At 50.9% G+C, this 20,210-nt stretch carries 14 protein-coding genes; 7 read left to right on the top strand and 7 right to left on the bottom strand.

Annotated elements, in window-relative coordinates:
- Nucleotides 1-236: helix-turn-helix domain-containing protein (locus B153_RS0117260; RefSeq protein WP_020597989.1), on the bottom strand; the 236-nt coding region annotated here is incomplete at its 3' end.
- Nucleotides 237-457: 221 nt separating this feature from the next.
- Here B153_RS0117260 and B153_RS0117265 point away from each other — a divergent pair.
- The 7 genes from B153_RS0117265 (at nucleotide 458) to B153_RS0117295 (ending at nucleotide 13,793) form a co-directional block, all read left to right on the top strand.
- Nucleotides 458-4,687, top strand: a complete 4,230-nt coding sequence (locus B153_RS0117265) for a carbohydrate-binding protein (RefSeq protein WP_020597990.1) — start codon at nucleotides 458-460, stop codon at nucleotides 4,685-4,687.
- A gap of 353 nt (nucleotides 4,688-5,040) precedes the next feature.
- Nucleotides 5,041-7,335, top strand: coding sequence for a polyprenyl synthetase family protein (locus B153_RS0117270; RefSeq protein WP_026262232.1), 2,295 nt, complete (start codon nucleotides 5,041-5,043; stop codon nucleotides 7,333-7,335).
- Nucleotides 7,336-7,359: 24 nt separating this feature from the next.
- On the top strand, nucleotides 7,360-9,654 hold the full coding sequence (locus B153_RS0117275; protein ID WP_020597992.1) for a lipase maturation factor family protein: 2,295 nt from the start codon (nucleotides 7,360-7,362) through the stop codon (nucleotides 9,652-9,654).
- A gap of 10 nt (nucleotides 9,655-9,664) precedes the next feature.
- Nucleotides 9,665-10,030 (top strand): class I SAM-dependent methyltransferase, encoded by a 366-nt coding sequence (locus B153_RS0117280; protein WP_020597993.1) that lies wholly within the window; start codon nucleotides 9,665-9,667, stop codon nucleotides 10,028-10,030.
- Nucleotides 10,002-11,156, top strand: coding sequence for an MGDG synthase family glycosyltransferase (locus B153_RS0117285; RefSeq protein ID WP_020597994.1), 1,155 nt, complete (start codon nucleotides 10,002-10,004; stop codon nucleotides 11,154-11,156). The genes B153_RS0117280 and B153_RS0117285 overlap by 29 nt, the downstream gene beginning before the upstream one ends.
- Nucleotides 11,140-12,456, top strand: a complete 1,317-nt coding sequence (locus tag B153_RS0117290; protein ID WP_020597995.1) for a cytochrome P450 — start codon at nucleotides 11,140-11,142, stop codon at nucleotides 12,454-12,456. The genes B153_RS0117285 and B153_RS0117290 overlap by 17 nt, the downstream gene beginning before the upstream one ends.
- Before the next feature lie 2 nt (nucleotides 12,457-12,458).
- Complete coding sequence (locus tag B153_RS0117295; protein WP_020597996.1) at nucleotides 12,459-13,793, top strand: cytochrome P450; 1,335 nt, start codon at nucleotides 12,459-12,461, stop codon at nucleotides 13,791-13,793.
- A gap of 16 nt (nucleotides 13,794-13,809) precedes the next feature.
- Here the strand turns inward: B153_RS0117295 and B153_RS0117300 are convergent, their stop codons facing one another.
- Genes B153_RS0117300 through B153_RS0117325 form a run of 6 tightly spaced genes read right to left on the bottom strand, consistent with a single transcriptional unit; the run spans nucleotide 13,810 to nucleotide 20,151 of the window.
- Nucleotides 13,810-14,586, bottom strand: coding sequence for a glycosyltransferase family 2 protein (locus B153_RS0117300; protein ID WP_020597997.1), 777 nt, complete (start codon nucleotides 14,584-14,586; stop codon nucleotides 13,810-13,812).
- Nucleotides 14,587-14,629: 43 nt separating this feature from the next.
- Complete coding sequence (locus B153_RS0117305) at nucleotides 14,630-16,117, bottom strand: T9SS type B sorting domain-containing protein (protein WP_020597998.1); 1,488 nt, start codon at nucleotides 16,115-16,117, stop codon at nucleotides 14,630-14,632.
- A gap of 13 nt (nucleotides 16,118-16,130) precedes the next feature.
- Nucleotides 16,131-16,991, bottom strand: a complete 861-nt coding sequence (locus tag B153_RS0117310) for a glycosyltransferase family 2 protein (RefSeq protein WP_020597999.1) — start codon at nucleotides 16,989-16,991, stop codon at nucleotides 16,131-16,133.
- Nucleotides 16,992-17,042: 51 nt separating this feature from the next.
- Complete coding sequence (locus B153_RS0117315) at nucleotides 17,043-18,125, bottom strand: acyltransferase family protein (RefSeq protein WP_020598000.1); 1,083 nt, start codon at nucleotides 18,123-18,125, stop codon at nucleotides 17,043-17,045.
- 25 nt (nucleotides 18,126-18,150) lie between these two features.
- Nucleotides 18,151-19,245 carry a glycosyltransferase family 4 protein gene (locus B153_RS0117320; RefSeq protein ID WP_020598001.1) on the bottom strand — a complete coding sequence of 365 codons (1,095 nt, stop codon included), beginning with the start codon at nucleotides 19,243-19,245 and terminating at the stop codon, nucleotides 18,151-18,153.
- A gap of 33 nt (nucleotides 19,246-19,278) precedes the next feature.
- Complete coding sequence (locus tag B153_RS0117325; RefSeq protein WP_020598002.1) at nucleotides 19,279-20,151, bottom strand: alpha-1,2-fucosyltransferase; 873 nt, start codon at nucleotides 20,149-20,151, stop codon at nucleotides 19,279-19,281.
- Nucleotides 20,152-20,210: the final 59 nt, after the last annotated feature.

Here is a 20,210-nt window from a genome sequence, read left to right on the forward strand (position 1 = left end):
CCTGGTTTAGTTTTTAGTCCTTGGAGTCCATCGGTTTTAAAGCGTTTCAGCCAACTGTTCACACTTACATGGCACATACCCACAATCTGGGCAACATCTTTCGATTTACGGCCAGCCGCTTTGAGCAGGATGGCTTGGCAGCGCATCCGAAAGCTATGGCTGTTGTTAGTTTTCAGTTCACGTTCTAACTCGATCCGTTGGGTATCGGTTAGACCCGGGGTGTTTACTCGGCCCATGAGGGCAAGTTAGAAAATAATGCAAACTATTTTTCGCAGACTACTTAAATAGTGAATGTTTGATTTTGTGGTAATAACAAAGAGGTTATTTTGGGGTTGATATATGAAAAATATATCGTATTTTAGCGGTTTGTCATTTCGTTAAGCTTACGTCCTGACCATCAACTTGTTCAATTTATTAAATCCTCCCGTAATACGTTAAATAAAATCAACCTTCCCACATGAAAAAAACTCTACTTCTCGTCTGTCTATCTCTGTTAACGGTAACAACAGCGGTGCTTTCAAGACCCGGAGGCATCACGTCTTTTTTAAGCCGCACATTCGATGCATACAGCTATCTTCTCTTCAATCGTCAGGTGAGCGAAGTCGCTCTGCCGGGGCACGTTGAAGCAGAAAATTACAGTGCCATGCAGGGAGTCCAGCCCGAAGCGACCTCCGATGAGGGCGGTGGACAGAATATTGGTAATATGGACGATGGCGACTGGATGGACTATCCGGTGAGCGTTCCGCAAACAGGCGTATATTCTTTTCGATTCCGGGTGGCTAATGGTTGGGTCGACGATGCGAAGTTCGAACTCCGCAAAGCCGATGGTACCGTACTGAAGTCAGTGAATGTACCCCGTACGGGCGGGCTGCAAAGCTGGCAAACTATTGGGGCTACAGTACACCTGACGGCAGGGAGCCAGACATTGCGGGTGTACATTGTACGGGGGAGTTGGAATTTCAACTGGTTCGAAGCCTCCGCAAGCCGGAATTTACCGGGTAAAATTGAAGCCGAAACGTTTGATGTGGCCAGTGACGTACGGCCCGAACCAACCTCTGATGAAGGGGGTGGGCAGAATCTGGGCTATATCGACGACGGCGACTGGATGGATTATAACGTCAATGTAGCGTCGGCAGGGGAGTACACGTTCCAGTTTCGGGTAGCCAACAGCTATGGAAATGGCGTAATTTTTATTAAAACCGAAGATGGCACTACGCTTGGAAGCGTGAATGTACCACGGACCTATGGCTGGCAGAATTGGGTAACCATCAGTACGACTGTTAATTTATCAGCAGGAAGTCAGGTGATACGCATTTACACAAATCCGGGGACCTGGAATTTCAACTGGTTCAATGTCATTCGAAACGGGAACTCGATTCCTGGTCATCTGGAAGCTGAAGATTATACCGCCATGCAGGGCGTTCAGACCGAGACGACGGCCGATGCTACAGGAGCATTAAACGTTAGTAGTATTGATGATGGCGACTGGATGGACTATGCGGTGAGTGTGGATCATGACGGTGTGTATTCGTTCCGATTCCGGGTGGCCAATGGCTGGGGCGATGGCGCCAAATTTGAACTTCGCAAGGCCGATGGTACGGTACTGAAATCGGTGGATGTACCCCGTACGGGTGGATTGCAAAGCTGGCAAACCCTTGGCGCTACGGTTCGTCTGACGGCGGGTAGCCAAACGCTTCGGTTGTATGTTGTGAAAGGCAACTGGAATCTGAACTGGTTCGAAGCGTCGGGAAGTCGGAACCTGCCTGCAAAGATTGAAGCCGAAAGTTTTGATGTCGCTACCGATGTGCGGCCCGAAACTACCTCCGACGATGGCGGTGGGCAGAATCTGGGTTATATCGACGATGGCGACTGGATGGACTATAATGTTAATGTGCCGTCGGCTGGGGTCTACACGTTCCAGTTTCGGGTGGCCAATAGCTACGGAAATGGCGTAATTTTTATTAAGTCGGAAGACGGAACCACACTCGGTAGTGTTGACGTGCCCCGTACGGGTGGCTGGCAAAACTGGATGACCATCAGCACCACCGCAACTTTGTCGGCAGGAAGTCAGGTGGTACGCATCTATACGAATCCGGGTACCTGGAATTTTAACTGGTTCAATGTAATCCAGGGAGGGACGGTAACAAACCCGGCCGTCATAACCTTTTCGGCCTTACCCAACAAAGCCGTTGGTGATCCCGATTTCAACCTGACCGCAACGAGTACCAATACCGAAACACCCATCACCTTTACGTCGTCTAATCCGTCTGTTGTGGCGGTGTCGAATGCCGGCGGAGTATGGAAAGCGTCGGTTGCCGGTGCCGGTACCGCCGTTATAACGGCCTCACAAACTGCGTCGGCTTCGTTCCAGGCGGCTGCTAATGTGACCCAGACCATTACCGTAACCGCTCCGACAGTCACGCTGGGTCAGAAAATACCCATCGATCCGAAGCGGTGGTATCAGCTCAATAACGTGAGTAATGGTCTTGATGGCTTGTTCGATGGCATTACCGATGTAAACGTAGAAACGGGGTGGGGCAAGGTTCTGGCCAATTATGATGCCTACTACCCGCTTCTGCCAGGTGAGTCGATGACCATCCAGGGTATAAAATTCTTCGATTTTACGGGGGTCTTTACCGATAACCCAATGACGGTGTCGATCATTACCGATCAGTGGCAGCGGATTCCTATCGCTACCTTCACAGGCGATCAATACGCAGCCTGGGTGGGGCCTTATCCCGATCGGACAACCTCCGGCGATGCGAAATTCAAGCTCGACGTGCCGGTAAGCAATGCCCGTTATCTGGTCATCAATACCTATGGGGCTTTCCCCACAGAAATGGAAGTATATGGGGCCTACACGCCATCGACCCAAACTCAGACACCCGCACCTGTCAAAGCTGTGAAGCTAAAAGATATGCTGGGTGTAAATGCCTACGAATGGAATTTTGAGGATGGCAACTCACCCTGGCAGATCAACGAAGCGAAAATGAACGTGGTGAAAAGCTTTACGGGCATTCGCCATTATATGGACTGGAATAAGCTGGAATCTAACCAGGGCGACTATTCATACAACCCAACGCTGAGCGGAGGCTGGAACTATGATGCCATCTACGAACGCTGTAAGGCGGAAGGGATAGAGGTTCTGGCCTGCCTGAAAACTTTGCCCGACTGGATGGTGAATACGTATCCCAGCGACCAGCGCGATGCTGAAAATGTGCCGGTTCGGTATGGCAAAGATTTCACGGACCCGAATTCGTACATCGAGCAGGCGAAGGTTGGCTTTCAGTACATGGCCCGGTATGGCAGCAACCCGAACGTTAACCCCGCTTTGCTGAGTGTCAATACAACCCCACGCTGGACGGGTGATACGCCCAATAGCCTCAAAATTGGTCTTGGGCTGATCAAATACATCGAATGCGACAACGAGCGTGACAAGTGGTGGAAAGGCCGGAAAGCCTATCAGACGGCTCGTGAATATGCTGCCAACCTGTCGGCGTTCTATGATGGACATAAAAACACCATGGGGCCCGGTGTTGGGGTAAAAAATGCTGACCCATCGGTGAAGGTAGTGATTGGGGGGCTGGCCTCAGCTTCGGCCGGTTCCGATTACGTAAAAGGTATGATCGACTGGTGCAAGCAGTACCGGGGCTACAATCCAGATGGTACCGTTAACCTGTGCTGGGACATCATCAACTACCACATGTATGCCGATAATACATCCTCGTCGCAGAGTGGCAACTCGACGCGGGGAGCGGCTCCTGAAGTAGCACCGATCAATAAAATCGCTCAGGACTTCCGGAAAACAGCACATTTGCAATCGTATGATATGCCCGTCTGGATAACCGAGGCTGGTTATGATGTAAACCAGGGAAGCCCGCTCCGTGCGATTCCGATCGGTACCAAGTCGGCGCTCGAAACGCAGGGAGACTGGATTTTACGGACGGCGTTGCTCTATGCCCGCGAAGGCATCGAGAAGCTGTTCTTCTATCAGCTCTACGACGACAACGGATCAGGGGGCATGTTCGGCACGTCGGGGCTGGCGAATGGCGATAACCTGACCCGTCGGCCTGCCGCCGATTATCTGTATCAGACCAAAAAGCTATTTGGCGAATACACCTACAAGGAAACACTTGCCCGTGATCCATTTGTTGATCGGTACGAGAAAGATGGGAAATCGGCCTATGTGCTGGTTGTGCCCGACGAAATTGGCCGTACGGCAACCTATACGCTGGATTTAGGGTCGGCTACTCAGGCGCAGATTTATCGGCCAAAAGTGGGCGTTAACGACATGGAGTTACAAACGGTAAGTACGAATCAGGGCAAACTCCAACTGACCGTAACCGAAACCCCAATGTTTGTAATGGCCGGTACAGCGGCTCCTAATGCACGGGTAGCTGCCAGCCTGAACACGGAAGAAAAAAGCCTGGCCGAATCGATCCGTGTTTACCCCAATCCGACGGCAAGTTATGTGAGCATCGATGTTGAACGCATCAGCAACTCCCCCCTCGATGTGACATTGTTTGATGCTGGCCAGGGCCGGGTTCATCAGACGACTCAAATCCATAAAACGGGCGACCGATTCTCCGAAAAATTAGACCTGACCCAACTGGCGGTTGGGGTATATATTCTGGAAGTGAAGCAGGATGGCGAACGCGTTCAGCATAAGGTATTGCGCGTGCAATAGTCCTGTATTACTGTAAGTATTTTTACGACGCTGGATTTGGTCAGACGGCTCTGTCTGCTGGCTAAAATCCAGCGTTATTTATATAAAATAACCTCATTTGTATGATTTTTAGTATGTAAAAATACTTAAAGTGAAAACTAATAATGATAAGTTTCCTTGTGATGTGAGAGGTATGTTAAAATAAGTTATTTTAGTGATTAGCTTTTGCCATTGATTATACTGTCGATGGCAAAAAGGTTGCTGAATTATTTGGTAAGTTACTAGAGTGCAATAGTTATTCATTTACATTTTCTTGAATTGCCAATCTCTTTACGGCTTTAAAACGACTTTCAACCATCCTCATTTAACCCTGTATGGTTTCGCCTAAAACGTCTCACTCTGACAAAACAATCTCTACTACCGCTCCTGAATTAGCTTCACATCTGTATCCGACTGACTGGCCCGCGTTAGGACCGATCGATTTACAAATCCATGACTGCCCGCATGCATCCTCAACCATCGAATGGTGGTATGTGAATAGCCATTTAACCCTGGCCGATCATCGGCAATGTTCGCTGTTCGCTTCGTTCTTCCGCATGGCTATTGGCCGGGATGAACAAACCCAGCAGTATCACTACGCGCATTCGCTGACCTGGGCAATTAGTGATGTCAGTACGCAACAGTATTACACGGACTCGCTGGTTGATCCGGTTGCTCCTAAAATTGGGTTAAACACCATCGACAAAGGCGAGGATACGACCGATCCGTTGTTGCAGCGGGCTCTGCGGGAAGTGCTGGTGAAAGGTAATGTGCCTTTACCAGATCGGCTCCTCAGCAAAGAAGCGCAGGTGAGTGAAGAGCGTCTGTTTCTCGATTATGATGGCAACCAGTTTGAGAAGCAGGCAGATGGAAGCTATTTGTTGACCCTCTTACGGGCTGATAAAGAAGTCGGGGCAACCTTGACCTTTCATCCGCAAACGGCTCCCGTTCGGCATGGCGACGATGGGGTAGTGCGGGGTACGGCCGGGGAGGATATGTTCTACTATTTTATGCCGAATTGCCGTGTAGACGGTTCCCTGCAGATTGAGGGGCAGACCATTGAGGTGGCTAGTGCCAGTGGCTGGTACGATCACGAATTTGGCAAACCGACCAACGATGCCCCCGAAGCGAAAATTGAACATAAAATTGCCTGGAACTGGATTTCGGTTCAGCTCGTCAACGGATACCAGATCAGTGCCTATGATTTGTTTGATAACAATGCCGACGGAGCCGGATGTGGGCGCTGGATTGTATTGATTGATCCACAGGGGAAGGCCCGCCAGTACGATGACTTTATCTTCCAGCCGTTGAAAAGCTGGACCAGTTCCCGAACCTTTACCGATTACCCGACTTCGTGGCAGTTGACCATTCCAGAAGCCAAGATCAGCCTGTTTGCCGAGGCTGCTTTTCCGGCTCAGGAGTTCAACACCATTATTTCCAAGCGGGCATTCTGGGAGGGGCGGGTTTCGATCAACGGCTCGTTTGCCGGTGAACCGATTGTAGGAACAGGCTACGTGGAACGAAGTGGGTTTGGGCTGAAAGAAAAGCTGACCGACTTTTTTAAAGCCGTTACGAAACAAACCCGAAAATCAATCGAAGCCCTGTTGCCGCTGTCACCTACCGATGAGCAACTGAAAAGGATGGTGGCAGGTAGTGGAAATCCGCACTTCATTGATGGGCTCGATCCGGTACAATATAGCCGGGTATTGCTGAAGCCCATCCGGGAAATGATCGATCGGGGTGGGAAATCCTGGCGATCCTATGCTGCGCTGGCTTGCCTGGATCTGGTAGGCGGAAATTCGCAGCAATACATGAACTGGCTGGCCTGGCCCGAATTGCTGCATACGGGGTCACTCATTGTCGACGATGTTCAGGATGAGTCAGTTATTCGACGGGGTGGTCCATCGTGCCATATGCTCTATGGACAGGCTACGGCCATCAACGCGGGCAATGCCTGTTACTTTCTGGGCGAGTTGCTGGTCGATTCCTCCCTGTCCGATGCCAAGAAGCTTAAACTGTATACCCTGTATTTCGAAACCATGCGGGCGGCTCACGCGGGTCAGGCCATCGACATTGATGGATTTGAAGCCCTCATGCCCGAAGTGGTCGGCTATGGACGGGGCGCCTTGCTGGAAGAGCGCATTTTAGCCGTGCATCGGTTGAAGTCGGCTGCTCCGGTGAGCTCGCTGGCGCAGTTAGGAGCCATCATGGGCGATGGTACATCCGAACAGGCGAGGGTGTTGGGCCAGTTTTTTGAATCGATGGGGCTGGCCTTCCAGATTATTGACGATGTGTTGAATCTGAGAGGGTTTGAGAATAATCTGAAGAGTCGGGGCGAAGACATTACCTGTGGCAAAATCACGTTACCCGTCGCCAAAGCCTTAGGTACACTGGGTTGGCCTGCCCGTCGCGATTTGTGGGAAACCATCCGTCAGAAACCCACCGATCCTGACATCATTGGGCAGGTGATTGATACACTGGAAGCCTGCGGGGCCATCGAAGCCTGTAAGCAGCAGGCCGAAAGTCTGGTTGAGGAGGCCTGGCAAACACTGGACAACCTCTTCCCGGATTCAGATGTGAAAATCAGACTGAGAGCGTTTAGCTGGTACGTGCTGGAGCGTCATTATTAATCCCTTATTTCATCGTCCAACGTCGTGTCAACACTACTGGGTTTTGTTGAGCTACCGGCTCCTGAGCTGGTCTGGGGTGTGTTTGGCCGTGGGTTAGGTTTTGTGTTTTTTGTTGCCATCAGTCAGTTATACCATCAGGTACTGCCCTTGGCTGGCCGTCGGGGTATCTCACCGATCGAGCAGAAATTAGCCCATATCCAGCAGGATTATCCCGGCTGGCGGCATTGGTTGTATTTTCCATCGCTGCTATGGATTAGCTGTAGCGATCGATTCATGCGGGGGTTGATTGGGCTGGGGGCGGCTGCGGCTTTGCTGGTCGTGTATGGCGGCCCTATGGCCGGACCAGCCTTACTGATTTGCTGGCTCATCTACCTTTCATTCGATCAGGCGCTGGGCTTCACGTATCCCTGGGATTGCCTGTTGCTGGAAGCGGGATTTCTGGGCCTGTTTCTACCCAGTCTGCCGACCCTGCCAACCGTGGCAGCAACCAGTTTACCCTTGCCTTTTGTGGCCTGGTCGTATCGCTGGTTATTTTTCCGGGTGCTATTTGGGTTTGGTAAGTATAAATTCATAGGCGGCAGTTTACGGGACCGGGGGTATTTTCATAACTTTCTGATTAATATCCCCTTACCTGCTTACCTGGGCTGGTACATGTACCGATTGCCGAAATGGGTGTTTCAGGTAGTGGTACTGGTCGTGTTTACAACCGAAATCGTACTGCCGTTCGGGGTTTTCATTTCCGGCGATATCCGGCTGGTAGTCGCTCTGTTTACGGCCTGTCTTATGGTGGGTATTCAGTTGGTGAGCAATTTTGGCTTCTTCAATCTGCTGACGACGGTACTCTGTTTAACCCTGCTGGATACCCAGTCGTCGATCTGGAATACCACATGGGGCATGATAACGGGCAACCTGGCTACGCATGGGGTGCTGGTGATGCTGGCCATAGGGGGATTGATCAATTTGCCGTTCAACAGTTGGTGTACCCACACCTGGATGCACTGGCCGGTATTCATTCGAATTCAGGTTCCGATTGTTCAGGCGGTATTGCGCTTTTATCGGATACTGAACCGCTTTCGGGTGGTGCATGCCTACGGTGTTTTTCCGCCGACCAGTAGTCCACCCATTCGATGGGTCCCCGTTATTGAAGGCACGCAGGACGGGCATACCTGGCATCCGTATACCTATCGGTATATGACTACGACCGAAACAAGTCCACCCCGGTATGTAGCTCCGTATCATCCCCGGCTCGATCATGGTATTTTCTACGAATCTTTTGGTTCGAACGATGCCAACTTTGGGTGGTCGACCCTAGGGTGTGGTAACCCATACGATTTCTCGCCAGTGAGTGGGGTACAATTGCTGGTGCAACGGTTATTGGAGGATGAGCCGATGGTACGGACTCTGTTTCGGGAATGTCCTTTTCCGGTAGGAGCGCCCCCAGCGGCCGTACGAATTACGTTTTATCGGTTTCAGCCAACTACACTGGCCGAGCGACGGGAAACGGGGCGCTGGTGGACCCGTACATTTGCCGGAACTCACCAGCCTCCAACCAGACGGGATGATCGAATCTGGAAGCAACGGTATCTGCCTCCGGAATTGTTTCACCCCGATGCGATCCACTGGAAACGCCGGGCCCCGCGTATTCAGACCTTGCAGACCTGTGTACAACAGGCCCAGGCCGATGAGATCTGGACGCACATAGCAGCTGATTTGCAAACCAGTCTGGCTGATTTCTGGAACGATTTTATACCACTGGCCAATGAAAGCCGTTTGGACTGGGCCACGATGCCCCAAACGGTAGCGCACTTGCGAACTCGGTACACCTGGCAGGAACTACTTGAATTTCAACAGATACTCAGTCGACTCAGCATAGCCTTGCTCACCAAGCTTGAACCGCATTTTCTTGGAACAGCGAAACCCCGGCTTGTGGTAAGCGAATATTTCCAGCTTTGCCTGTTTACGCACGATCTGATCGGGCAGGGGCAGGGTGTTTATACAGACGTGTTCAATAATCCCGCTAAAGCGGTCCAGTACCTTGAATCGTTTGAGCCGGAGCGGAGCTTTTATTATCTGGGGCTGTTCTGGTTCGATACCCTTGTTTTTCAGGCCCGTAAGTTTCGTCTGTTTTTGAAAATTTCGGTTGCTCAGTCGGGCAATGGCTTGCCGGGTTTTTTAGAATTGATTCCGTTTATGAGCCAGCAGTTTACCGACATTGGTGAAGAAAACCTGCCTGAACTTCAGCGAAATCCGAAAAATGGCGACTGGCTAATTACCGAAAAACAGTCGGAGCGCACTACTGAATTGGCCTTTAATCGGTGACGTATTGACAATGAAACAGGTTCAATTGCCCAATGGCTTACGTGTGGCCGCGCTGAACAGGACCGAAGCCGATGTGCTGTATCATGAGATTTTCGTCATGCAATCCTGCCAGCAGCACGGAATCCGGCTGGCCGATGGCGACTGTGTGTTCGATGTAGGGGCAAACATTGGTTTGTACTCCATTTTCCTGACGCAGACCTACCCCAATTTGAAGCTACTTGCCTTCGAGCCTATCCCTGCTTTATACGAGGTTTTACAGCAGAAATCGACTCATGAATATTTATACGCTCTACGCCATAGCCGACTAAATCCGTCTGATGGTGTTATCCGACACGAGAAAGTGATTTATGAAACACGTTGTAGTTGTCTATTTTGATGCCGCTTCTGGTCATCGGTCGGCTGCTGTGGGCCTGAAACGGGCGCTGGATAGGTGCTATACCGACTGGTCTGTCCGACTGGTCAATATCGTAGACCTGTTTGATCAGCATAAACGGTTTGGGAAAATTGCCCGCTACGGTATCGATCGGTTCAACCGACAGCTTAAGCGGGACAAGGTTTTTGATCTGGGGGGACAGATCAACCTGTCGCTGCTTTTTCATGATCTGTTGGGGAAAGAGGGTATCCGGCAACTGAGCACATTCTGGCAGGAAACCCCTCCCGACGTGGTCATATCGGTAACACCCATGTACAATCCGGCACTGTATGCTAGCGTTCGTCTGGTCAATCCATCGGCTGTCTGCATAACCATTCCGGTTGATTTTGAGGAAGTAAAGCCTCGTTACTGGTTTACCCCCCGCGTTGAACAGTATTATCTGAATGGCACCGATCGGCTATACCAGCAGGCCCGGAAGGCTGGCGTACCAGATAGCCAAAACTATCGGGTGGCAGGCATGGTCGTCGATCCTTTGTGTTATGAAACGCCTGTTTTGGAACAACGAGCCGAACGGGCCCGGTTGGGCCTAAACCCCGATTGGCCTACGGGGGTCATTTCATTTGGGGGGCAGGGTTGCATCCATCTCAAAACCATTGCCGAAGCCGTTGCCCAGGCAGACCTCCGCGTCAATTTGATTTTTCTGTGTGGTCGAAATGAAGTCGTTTTTAACGCCATCCAGAACCTGAAAACACCCTATCGAAAACGGGTGCTGGGGTATCAGACGGAGACCCCAATACAGTATCTGCACCTGGCCGACTTCGCGATTGGAAAACCGGGGGCCATGACCATCACCGAAGCGTTGATTACGAAAACACCACTGATCGCTTTAAAGAGTAAAGGGATGCGCCCAGTGCAGCGTGGCAACGAGGCCTGGCTGGTGGCCCATCAGGTAGGTATTCTGGCCCGGCATGTTGGCGAGATTGTTCCGGCTATTCAGCAGATCATCACGAACCCGGTTTATCAGCAACGAGCGGCTACAGAAGCGCACCGGGCCATTTTTGACGTTGCCGAGTTGATTGGTTCACTCGTAAGCCGTAACCTACAGAAAAAGCATGACCAGTATTGCTAAAGGTCCCAGTGCCCGCGACGCAAAGCGACTGATCCACGCGAATCCACAGCAGGGGTGGGTAGATTTAGTGCTGAAATATGGGAACAGTTTCGGCTATCAGGGCGGACTGGCTACCTGCGATCCGGAAGTGATTCAGACCATGCTGATGCAGCGGTCACATACCCAGCATCGTTCGGAAGGGTATAAACTGATGTCGCGGCTCATTCCGGGAGCGCCGGGTGTATTGTTTATGGAAGGGGAAGAATGGCACAAACATGTGCAGGCCGTGATGCCCGTATTTACAAAATCGACGGTCGATTCGTATGCTGGTCGTATGCATGAAACCGTGGTCAGTTGTCTGGCTGACTGGAAGCCAGGAGATAGGCTTCCCGATTTATTCGAATCGATCACGCAAGTGGGGTTGCAGGTTGTGCTGCGGATAGGCTACGGACTTGAGCTCTCCGACCCTCTGACGCAGCAATTTGGGGAAATACTGATGACCTATAAACGACAGACCATGACTACCCGCGCCCGGCTGGATGAGTTTGGGTTTTCGATCGATCAGCTACGGATTATCCCCGCCTTTCTTCGCGAACGATACGAGTTAAAGAAACGGATTCAGGGGTTGAATCAGGTGGTCAGTCAGATTATGCAACAGCGGCAGCAAGCGGGCAGTAAGGGGCAGGACTGGTTCAATTTACTGAATAAGGCGGGCTTTTCGCTTCCGCAGATCACCGATGAACTGAATCATATTTACGGGGCTTTCAACGCGATCGATTATGTGATCACCTGTGGACTGGTGGAGCTAAGTCGACGGCCTGAGTGGGCGGCACGTATCCGGAACGAACTAAATCAGGTACTTGAGCATCGGTTGTATCCTACCCGCGCTGATTTGGCTCATTTGCCCGATACAACGAATTTTATGAAAGAGGTATTCCGGTATTATCCTGTGGCAGCTGCGGTGCTGCGACGAACTGGGGAGCCTCTTGCTGCGGGGAAGGCTTATTTGCCGAAGAACCGTGAAGTTATGATTCTGATTCAGGCGCTTCATTTTCATCCCGATTTCTGGGATAATCCAGCCTCTTTCGACCCCGACCGCTGGAGTCACCCCTTGCGTGAACCCCGGGCGTACATTCCGTTTCTGACTGGCCCCCGGCAATGCATTGGAAGGCACCTGGCCGAACTACATTTTGTGATCACGCTGAATGCCCTGTTGCAACGGTTCAATGTACGGGTACTTTCAGGCAACCTGTCCATATTGCCTTACTTGATTCCCCGTTTTGCGGGTCCGGTAGCGGCTCAACTCACGGCACATACGTAGGGATGAAAACGAACCGGACGGGTATACCCCCTGGCCCTGTTGTGGCCGAAGCCCAGCACCTGCTTGAGCAGCATCGGGAAAAAGCCTGGGTAATGCTGACCCAGAGATACGGGAAAAGTTTTCTGTATCAGGGGAATCTGGTTACCTGCGACCCCCGACTTGTGGAAGCCCTGTTGATGGACCGTACGCATACACAGCGTCGATCCAGTGTGTACAAATACGCTTCCTGGATGATTCCGATAGCACCTGGACTTCTGTTTATGGATGGGGATGCCTGGGAGAAACGACTGCGGGCTGTAATGCCTGTGTTCACGAAAGCGAATGTCGATTCATATGCCGAATGTATGCACCAGCAGGTTGTTCAGCATGTAACACACTGGTCAGAAAATCAGCCCTTCGAGGATTTGTATGCCCTACTGGTTAACCTGAATAGCGCGTTGTTTCTGAAGGTAGGCTGTGGGCTTGACCCCGACGAGCCAGGTGTTCATGAGCTGGGCCGTGCGCTGGTCGATTTCAAGTTTCATTACATGGACAGCCGTACTCGGCTCGACGATTTTGGCATGGGGAAACGGCAATTTGCCCGGTTGCCCCGCTTTGTGAGGTCACACTGGCAGCGGAATCGTAAAAAACGGCAGCTCCACGCACAGGTTCAGTCGTTGGTACATCAACGACAAAAAGGGGATTCGAGAGGGTTGAACTGGATACACCGTTTGCAGGAAGCAGGCTTTTCAGTGGCGGAAATAGCCGATGAAGTAAACCATCTGTATGGGGCCTACAATGCCCTGGATCATGTGTTGACAGGGGCTTTTTATGAACTCAGCCAACGCCCCGCCCTGGTCGAATCTCTCCGCAACGAACTTCGGGCCGTGACAGGTGAACGTGGCTATCCTACCCGCGATGATTTCCGGGTGTTACCCAATACCATTCAGTTTATGAAAGAAGTTTTGCGGGTTTATCCGGCCACAATGGGCGTTGCCCGCCGATTTGGTGAGTCAATGTCCGTTGATGGTGTAACGATACCTAAAGGGCAGGAAACGCTGATTTTGCTGCATGCCCTGCATCATCATCCCGATTTCTGGCAAAACCCCGATCAGTTCGAACCCAGTCGCTGGCAGCAGGAACCATCTGTGCCCTTTACCTACATCCCATTTCTGACTGGCCCCCGGAAATGCATCGGTCAGCATCTGGCAGAATTGAATTTCGTGATCGTTCTGAATGCCTTATTGCAAACCTTCTCTGTCGAGATTTCTGATCCCAGTATTCGGCTGGCCGCGTTTATGATGCCCCGTTTCGAACGAGGTGTGGCAGGAATATGGCGTCGTCGAAAAGCAGAATAGCCAGCCTTCGCCTGTATTAAACCCGTAAGAAGTGAATGTCGTAGTTAATTTTAATGAGTCGGTACAGGTAGCGGATAGTGGCAATCGCCGGGTTTTTACTGAAAGTCCAGAATTTACGGCTGATCGTACTGGGCTCCTCCTGGCTATTTTTTTGGTAAAATAACTCGGTGAACTTGTTGAAGAATAATCCTTTTCCGCCTTTCTGGATAAAAGCAATACTCATTCGGTACTCCGTTTGGTCGGGGTGGATACCTTCTACATACCGACCGAACTTCTGCAAAAACGAGCTTCGACGGAGGTGGGGGTGGTCGCTGTACTCGTATAGTTTTTTATAGTTCAGCGACCAGGCAGGCATATACATTTCTGAGAAACCTTCATTGTAAGGCTTCAGAAATGGATAGCGGATATATGCATAGTATCGGATAATATCGAACTGAGGCTCACGATCGAGGATGGCCAGTGACTCGACAAGCCGATCAGGAAATAGGGGGGTGGGTTCAAAGTCTTCCTGTACATACAGGGTATAGGCGGTTCGGACCGCTTCCTGGCCCTTATTGATGTTGTTACCTAAACCTTTATTGACAGGAGTAGTAATTAATTGATAGCCAAATTTGGCCTGTAGGGTTTTCAGATAAGCCTGATGCTCTGTTTTACTGCCATCATCCGATACGACGATATCGCCAAAGTGGCAATCGAGCTGGCGGAAGGTTTGTAAAAGATTCTCCAGCGACTGACTGCGGTTGTAGTGAGTGACCAGAAGGGTAACATTAGGAAAGTCGTAGTTTTTTTTCATGAAAGTAATGTATGCGGATGTACATAGTTCTGGGTCTGGATATTCATCGGATTAACAATACCCAGCCACTTTTGGCGACATGGCGTTCTTCGCGGCTTATGGATCGTATACTATAGTCAAAAGTCCAGGCATACGAACCGGTTTCGCAGGGCTGATTCCGGTAGGTGCCATCCCAGGCATTTTCGGGGTCCTTACTGACAAAAATCAAATTGCCCCACCGATCGTAGATTCGGAACTGATAGGTCAGAAAGGTTCCGGCATGGCGAATCTGAAGCTGATCGTTCATCGAGTCGCCGTTGGGGGTAAATGCATCGGGTACGTACGTATCTTCCAGGTGGCAGTTCTGAACGATTACGGTAACCGAATCGCGGTACGGACAGTTGTTGAGCGTTGTTTCGAGCCAGTAAATACCTGCTGTTTTTACGGTCAGGCTCCGGCTGGTACTCTGATCTGACCAAACGAATCCCGCATTGGAGGATAGGGTGTCAGGAACGTTGAATACAACGGACGCCCCCTCACACAGGATGAAGGGTGGCCCTAAATCGACAGTGGCTACGGGGGTGCCATCGACAATCAGTACATTCGACTCGGCCGAACATTGCGATCGCCCTACAGCAGCCTCGTTGATTGGCTGGGTGTTATGAAGGCGGTAGTAGGTACGGCCAGCCCGAACCGGATTGATGGTATAGCTCGCTTGGCCTGCACCCGGTACGGCTGTCCAGTTTACATTGTCGCGGCTCTGCTGCCATAAATACACCGGGTTAGGGTAGCCTGTAGCCGAGCCGACTTCTAGCGTTACAGCACTATAGGCACAGGCAGTGAGCTGATCCCCCGTCGAATTGGCAAACTGGATGGACAGAGCCGGGTGAACAGGTCGAAAGCCAATATCGTCGATAATCAGGTCGTTACCGCACCCACCCAGCCCCTGATTGACCAGCTTCACCACGATGTCATTTACGTTAGTCTGGATGCTAAATTGCATGGTCAGTTGAACCCAGGTTGGTGAGGGCGTTCGAGGAATAGCCGACTGAACAACCTCGCGGATGAGTGTGCCGTCGGTCTGTTCGATCCGCATCACAATGATCGGATTACGCAGGCTATAGCCGTCACAGGCACCGGGTTGCATGACTTTATTCAGGTTTAATGCCCAGAGCGAAAACTCGTAAGTTATGCCTGGGCACAAGCCCGTAACGGTCTGACTGTAAAACTCACTGGGCAGGTAAGCGGCATTGACCACGAACATATTGCCCCGAACATCTCCGGCGGTATGATCCTCAGCTATGTAATGCCAGGCTTGTCCGTGGCAACTTCCCGATACCGTATCCATCACATTGTATTCGCCATCTTCGGGGCAGGCTATGGGGTTGTAGGTGAATTTTGTCTCTCCAGCGGGCAAAGCGCCCCGGGTACCGGCTCCAAATGTTTCGCAAATGATAGCCCCCTGGCTGCATTGGGCCTGGCCGCGTGTACCCGTTGCCAGTACCAGTAGCAGGAGAATCATCCAGCAGAAAACGGACTGGGGCGCAGCCATAAGCGCTTAGAAACTAGTTGTTCGTTGAGGTTTTGGTATCGTGCGGAGCCTGAGGGACGAACAGGCTGCGAAATCGACGTAGCTCGATGCCAACTTTCAGCCAGACCGTGCGTGAGAAACTGCCGTCTTTTTCGAGGGTACGCGTGCCTGTCCAGACCCGTGCCTTTCGGGATTTTACCTGTTTCACCGTACCATAGTTCATCAGGTCGAAACACATCCGTCCGTCTTCGCCCCGGATTTTGTGCATCACATAGCCAACTTTCAGGGCATATTCGCGCACGTAGCCCAGGCTGATGCCATAGGCGTTCAGATGGGGTCGCTTCAGATGCCGTAGTTCGGCAATGGTATCCTTCATGGTTTCGAGCATGGTGAGTTTCCAGCGGGGAAAACCGGGCGAAGGAATGAACGAATACCGACCGTATACACAAACGACACCGGGTTGCTGGAGAACGGCCATCAGTTCATTGGTCCAGTCTGGAGGATACAGACCGTCGGAGTCGGCGGTAAGCAGGTATTTGCCCCGAGCCTGCTCCAGGCCCATTTGCCGGGCAGGGCCCCAGCCCTGTATCGGCTGAAAGACGGATCGAATATGCAGGCTGTCGAGCGTTTTCTGCGTATTGTCGGTTGAGTTGTTGTTCACCACCAGAATCTCGACGGGGATGCTCGTTTTCTGTTTGGCCAGTGAAGCAATACTGCGGAGAATATTTACCTCCTCGTTCCAGGCTGGCACAACAATACTCACCAGAGGGTCTGGCTTCTGAATTGCATCAAGGTCTTTGTTGATCGCATCGAATACCGATTGCGGAATGTCTTCGAACGATTTATAGGGGAAATTAAATTGGTTGATCCAGTCTGGGGCGTTTAGCAGGTTCATAATACAAATCAGTTAGGCATGTCAGAAGATGGTATCATATAGGTACAGCCATCACCCGGCCGACGAGGGTTGGGGGATTGATCGGGGGACTCGGCTCGGTGGTGTTGTTTGCAGAATCAGTTCGACATACCGATACGTAAACAACGATAGCAGATGCACACCGATCAGGCAGAGGAGCACATACGACCATTCGCCCAGCGGAGTAGCGGGCACTTTAATGACCCGGAAAATGACCAGGTCCAGCACGTTCAGAACTACCATGTGGTTGAGGTAGTACGAATAGGAAAGCTTACCAAGAAATTCCAGACGATCACTCGCCAGTATGCCCGAAATCCGGCCTTTCTCCTGCGAAAATACCAGGATCATCAGGGCGAACAGGAACGGCATCATCCAGCTTTCGGCATGTTGAAACCGGCTTACAGCCACTAGCGTAATACCCAGCAGGAGCATTTCTGCGATTGAAAAGAGCCACGGGACACCTGCCGATTGCCAGCGTCGACTCAATCGATAGGTGAGCATACCAAGCAGAAAACTATAGAAACAACGGATAAAGCCGTAGTCGTAATTGTAAATGATATTGCCCTGATGCTGAACAATGAACCAGGCAATCAGACCGAAGCAAAGGGTGCACATAACCCATAAATTCTTCCGAAAAACGACCAGACACAATGCCCAAAGCAGGTAGGTGTAAAATTCGACACTGATACTCCAGCTTGGACCGTTCCAGGTTGTACTGTCAAACAGGTTCAGCGACTGGGTAAGAGTCAGGTTGGCCAGAAGCGAAACAAACGATTTGTCGGGACCAAAAACCGGGTTCGATAACCTGACCACATACCGATCCACGCCAAAGCGGAAAAGCTCGAATAGCAGAACCAGTATCAGGGTGAACAGATGGAGCGGGTAAAGCCGTTTGAATCGTTTGATAGCAAACGGTCTGATGCTCGAAATATCCGTGATTTTGGCATAGTTGCTGTGCGTCATGACAAAGCCCGACAGCACAAAAAAGAAATCGACAAAAATGTCGCTTTTAGCAACAAAATCATTCCCCTTCAGGATGGACAAGTGCTGCAGGTGGAAAAAAATAACCAGGATGGCAGCCATTCCCCGAAATGTATCAACCGCTCGAAACCGCATGCTGCGTAAGGTTTAGGATGTATGATCAGGCCAGTGATTTATAGACATCGAGTGTAGCGTCGATGGATTTTTTCAGGGGAAAATCGGCCAGTCGCTTTGTGCCTCTTTTCACCAGATCCGCTCTCAGTTCGGTGTTGGCCAGAGTGCTGGAAAGCTTGCTGGTCAGGTCGTCTTGGTCAGTTGCTTTAAAAAAAACAGCTGCGTCGTCGGCCACCTCCCGAAAACATTCCGTATCGCTCAGCAGAATAGGGCAACCGGCTTTATAGGCTTCCAGAATAGGTAAGCCAAATCCTTCGTATAGCGATGGATATACAAACAGTTGGGCGTTCCGGTACAGGGAATTAAGCTGCTCATCGGTCGCGTTGATGTGTCGAACCCGGTCTGTAAGCGCCAGTCGTTTCAGAAACTCTTCGTCGGCGATTTCGATTCGGCCCCCACCCGTCAGAATGACCTGTAAGCCTGGATCGCCGAGGAGCAGTGGTTTAATGGCGTTCATGAACAGGTAAAAGTTTTTATAGCCACTTCGGTCGCCGACAAAAAGGACATACCGCTCGGGTAGGTTGGCGATGGGGGCAAATTGAAGGGGTGTCTCAATGTCGATGCCGTGGTAAATCACCGAAACTTTGGCCGGGTCGACATCGAAAAAATGGAGCAGGTCGTTCCGGGTCGTGTTCGAAATGGCGATAATTGCATCGGCCCGTTCAATGTTCAGTCGTTTCTGGTAAGTAAGCGGATCTTTAGCCCAGAAATATTCAGGTAACCGCTCATAGGTAAGGTCGTGAATCGTGACGACCAATGGTTTTTTAAGCTGTTTAAAAAAGTAGGGGTCGTAGTAGGTGGGATGAAACACATCAAATTCCGATTTGCCCAGCAGCCGTTCGCAGTAATACTGATTCAGCATATAGTCGGCTTTCTCGCTCCGGCTTAAAATCTTATCACTCAGGGCACCTTTAAGTGCCAATGGCTCATTTTTTATGTAGTGATTTTTGGCATGTAAAACTCCGAGCTGATACGTGATGGAATCGCTCTGTTTGATGCCTTCGATTATGTTGGCGAAGTACCGGCTGATTCCGCCATACTTCTGGGTCGTAAACTTCTGGTGATCGATAAAAACTTTCATCGTAGTCTTGGGAGGTTGGTAGAGGGGGTTTGGTCAGAGGGATACCCAGGTCGGCGGAAGCAGGTCCTTGGTATTCCAGGTGGGTTGGTTTTTATACCAGAGTTTAGGGGTAATCACCAGTTTGTCGGGATTGGGATTGAGCCAGGCACCCCACCAACTGAATGAGCTGTTGGCAATGATATGATGATGACATGTACTCATCAGAACCAGATCCGCTACATCGCCACTTGGCCCCGTGTTCGTTACAAAAACACTATCGGTGGGTAAGGGCAGGTTCGCTCGGGCCCACTCTTTATCGTCGCTAAAGACATAAAAATGAGGGTTTTTGATGGTTTTCGTCAGGTGGCGAATGGCTGTTTTGTAGTAGTCGAGCCCGATAAAACCAAACGTTTTGCTGAACTCGGGATGGTTGACGTAATCGCCCCGCCGGACGTGGACGGATACGGGAACGGGCGTTGCCTGAATCTGCTGATGATACCCTTCAAATTCAGAGCTGGGGCTTTTGCTCAATTGTAATTCACGACGAATGATCTCCGCATGATCCCGAAAGTAACATTCCGACTGCCAGAAGCCCTCCATGATGACGCACCCGGCATGAGCTTGTAAAATGGTCGGGTCAAAATGAAACTGCTTCTCTTTCAGAAATAGAAAAAAAGGCCGCAAACTACGGTTTGGAAATAGCTTTGTGGACTTCGACAGATATTCGACGGGCGATTCCTGAAGGATACGGTAGGGCACCGAAAAGAAGCCCAGCTTGAACGACCGGGATGTATCGTCTGGGTACTCATACAAGTAATAACTCAGGTCGACGTAAAACGCCGTCTTATTTCTCAGCGAAAGGCTACGGGCTGCCGCATACTGAAAAAGCTGATTACCTAAGCCGCTGGTTACTCTGCTGATAATCATTGTAATGAGTGCATTTAGTTAAAAGAGGGAACGGTGGTAACTTGTAAAAAAATGGGTGA

Origin of the sequence: Spirosoma panaciterrae DSM 21099, from assembly GCF_000374025.1 — a bacterium.
Taxonomy (GTDB): Bacteria; Bacteroidota; Bacteroidia; order Cytophagales; family Spirosomataceae; genus Spirosoma; species Spirosoma panaciterrae.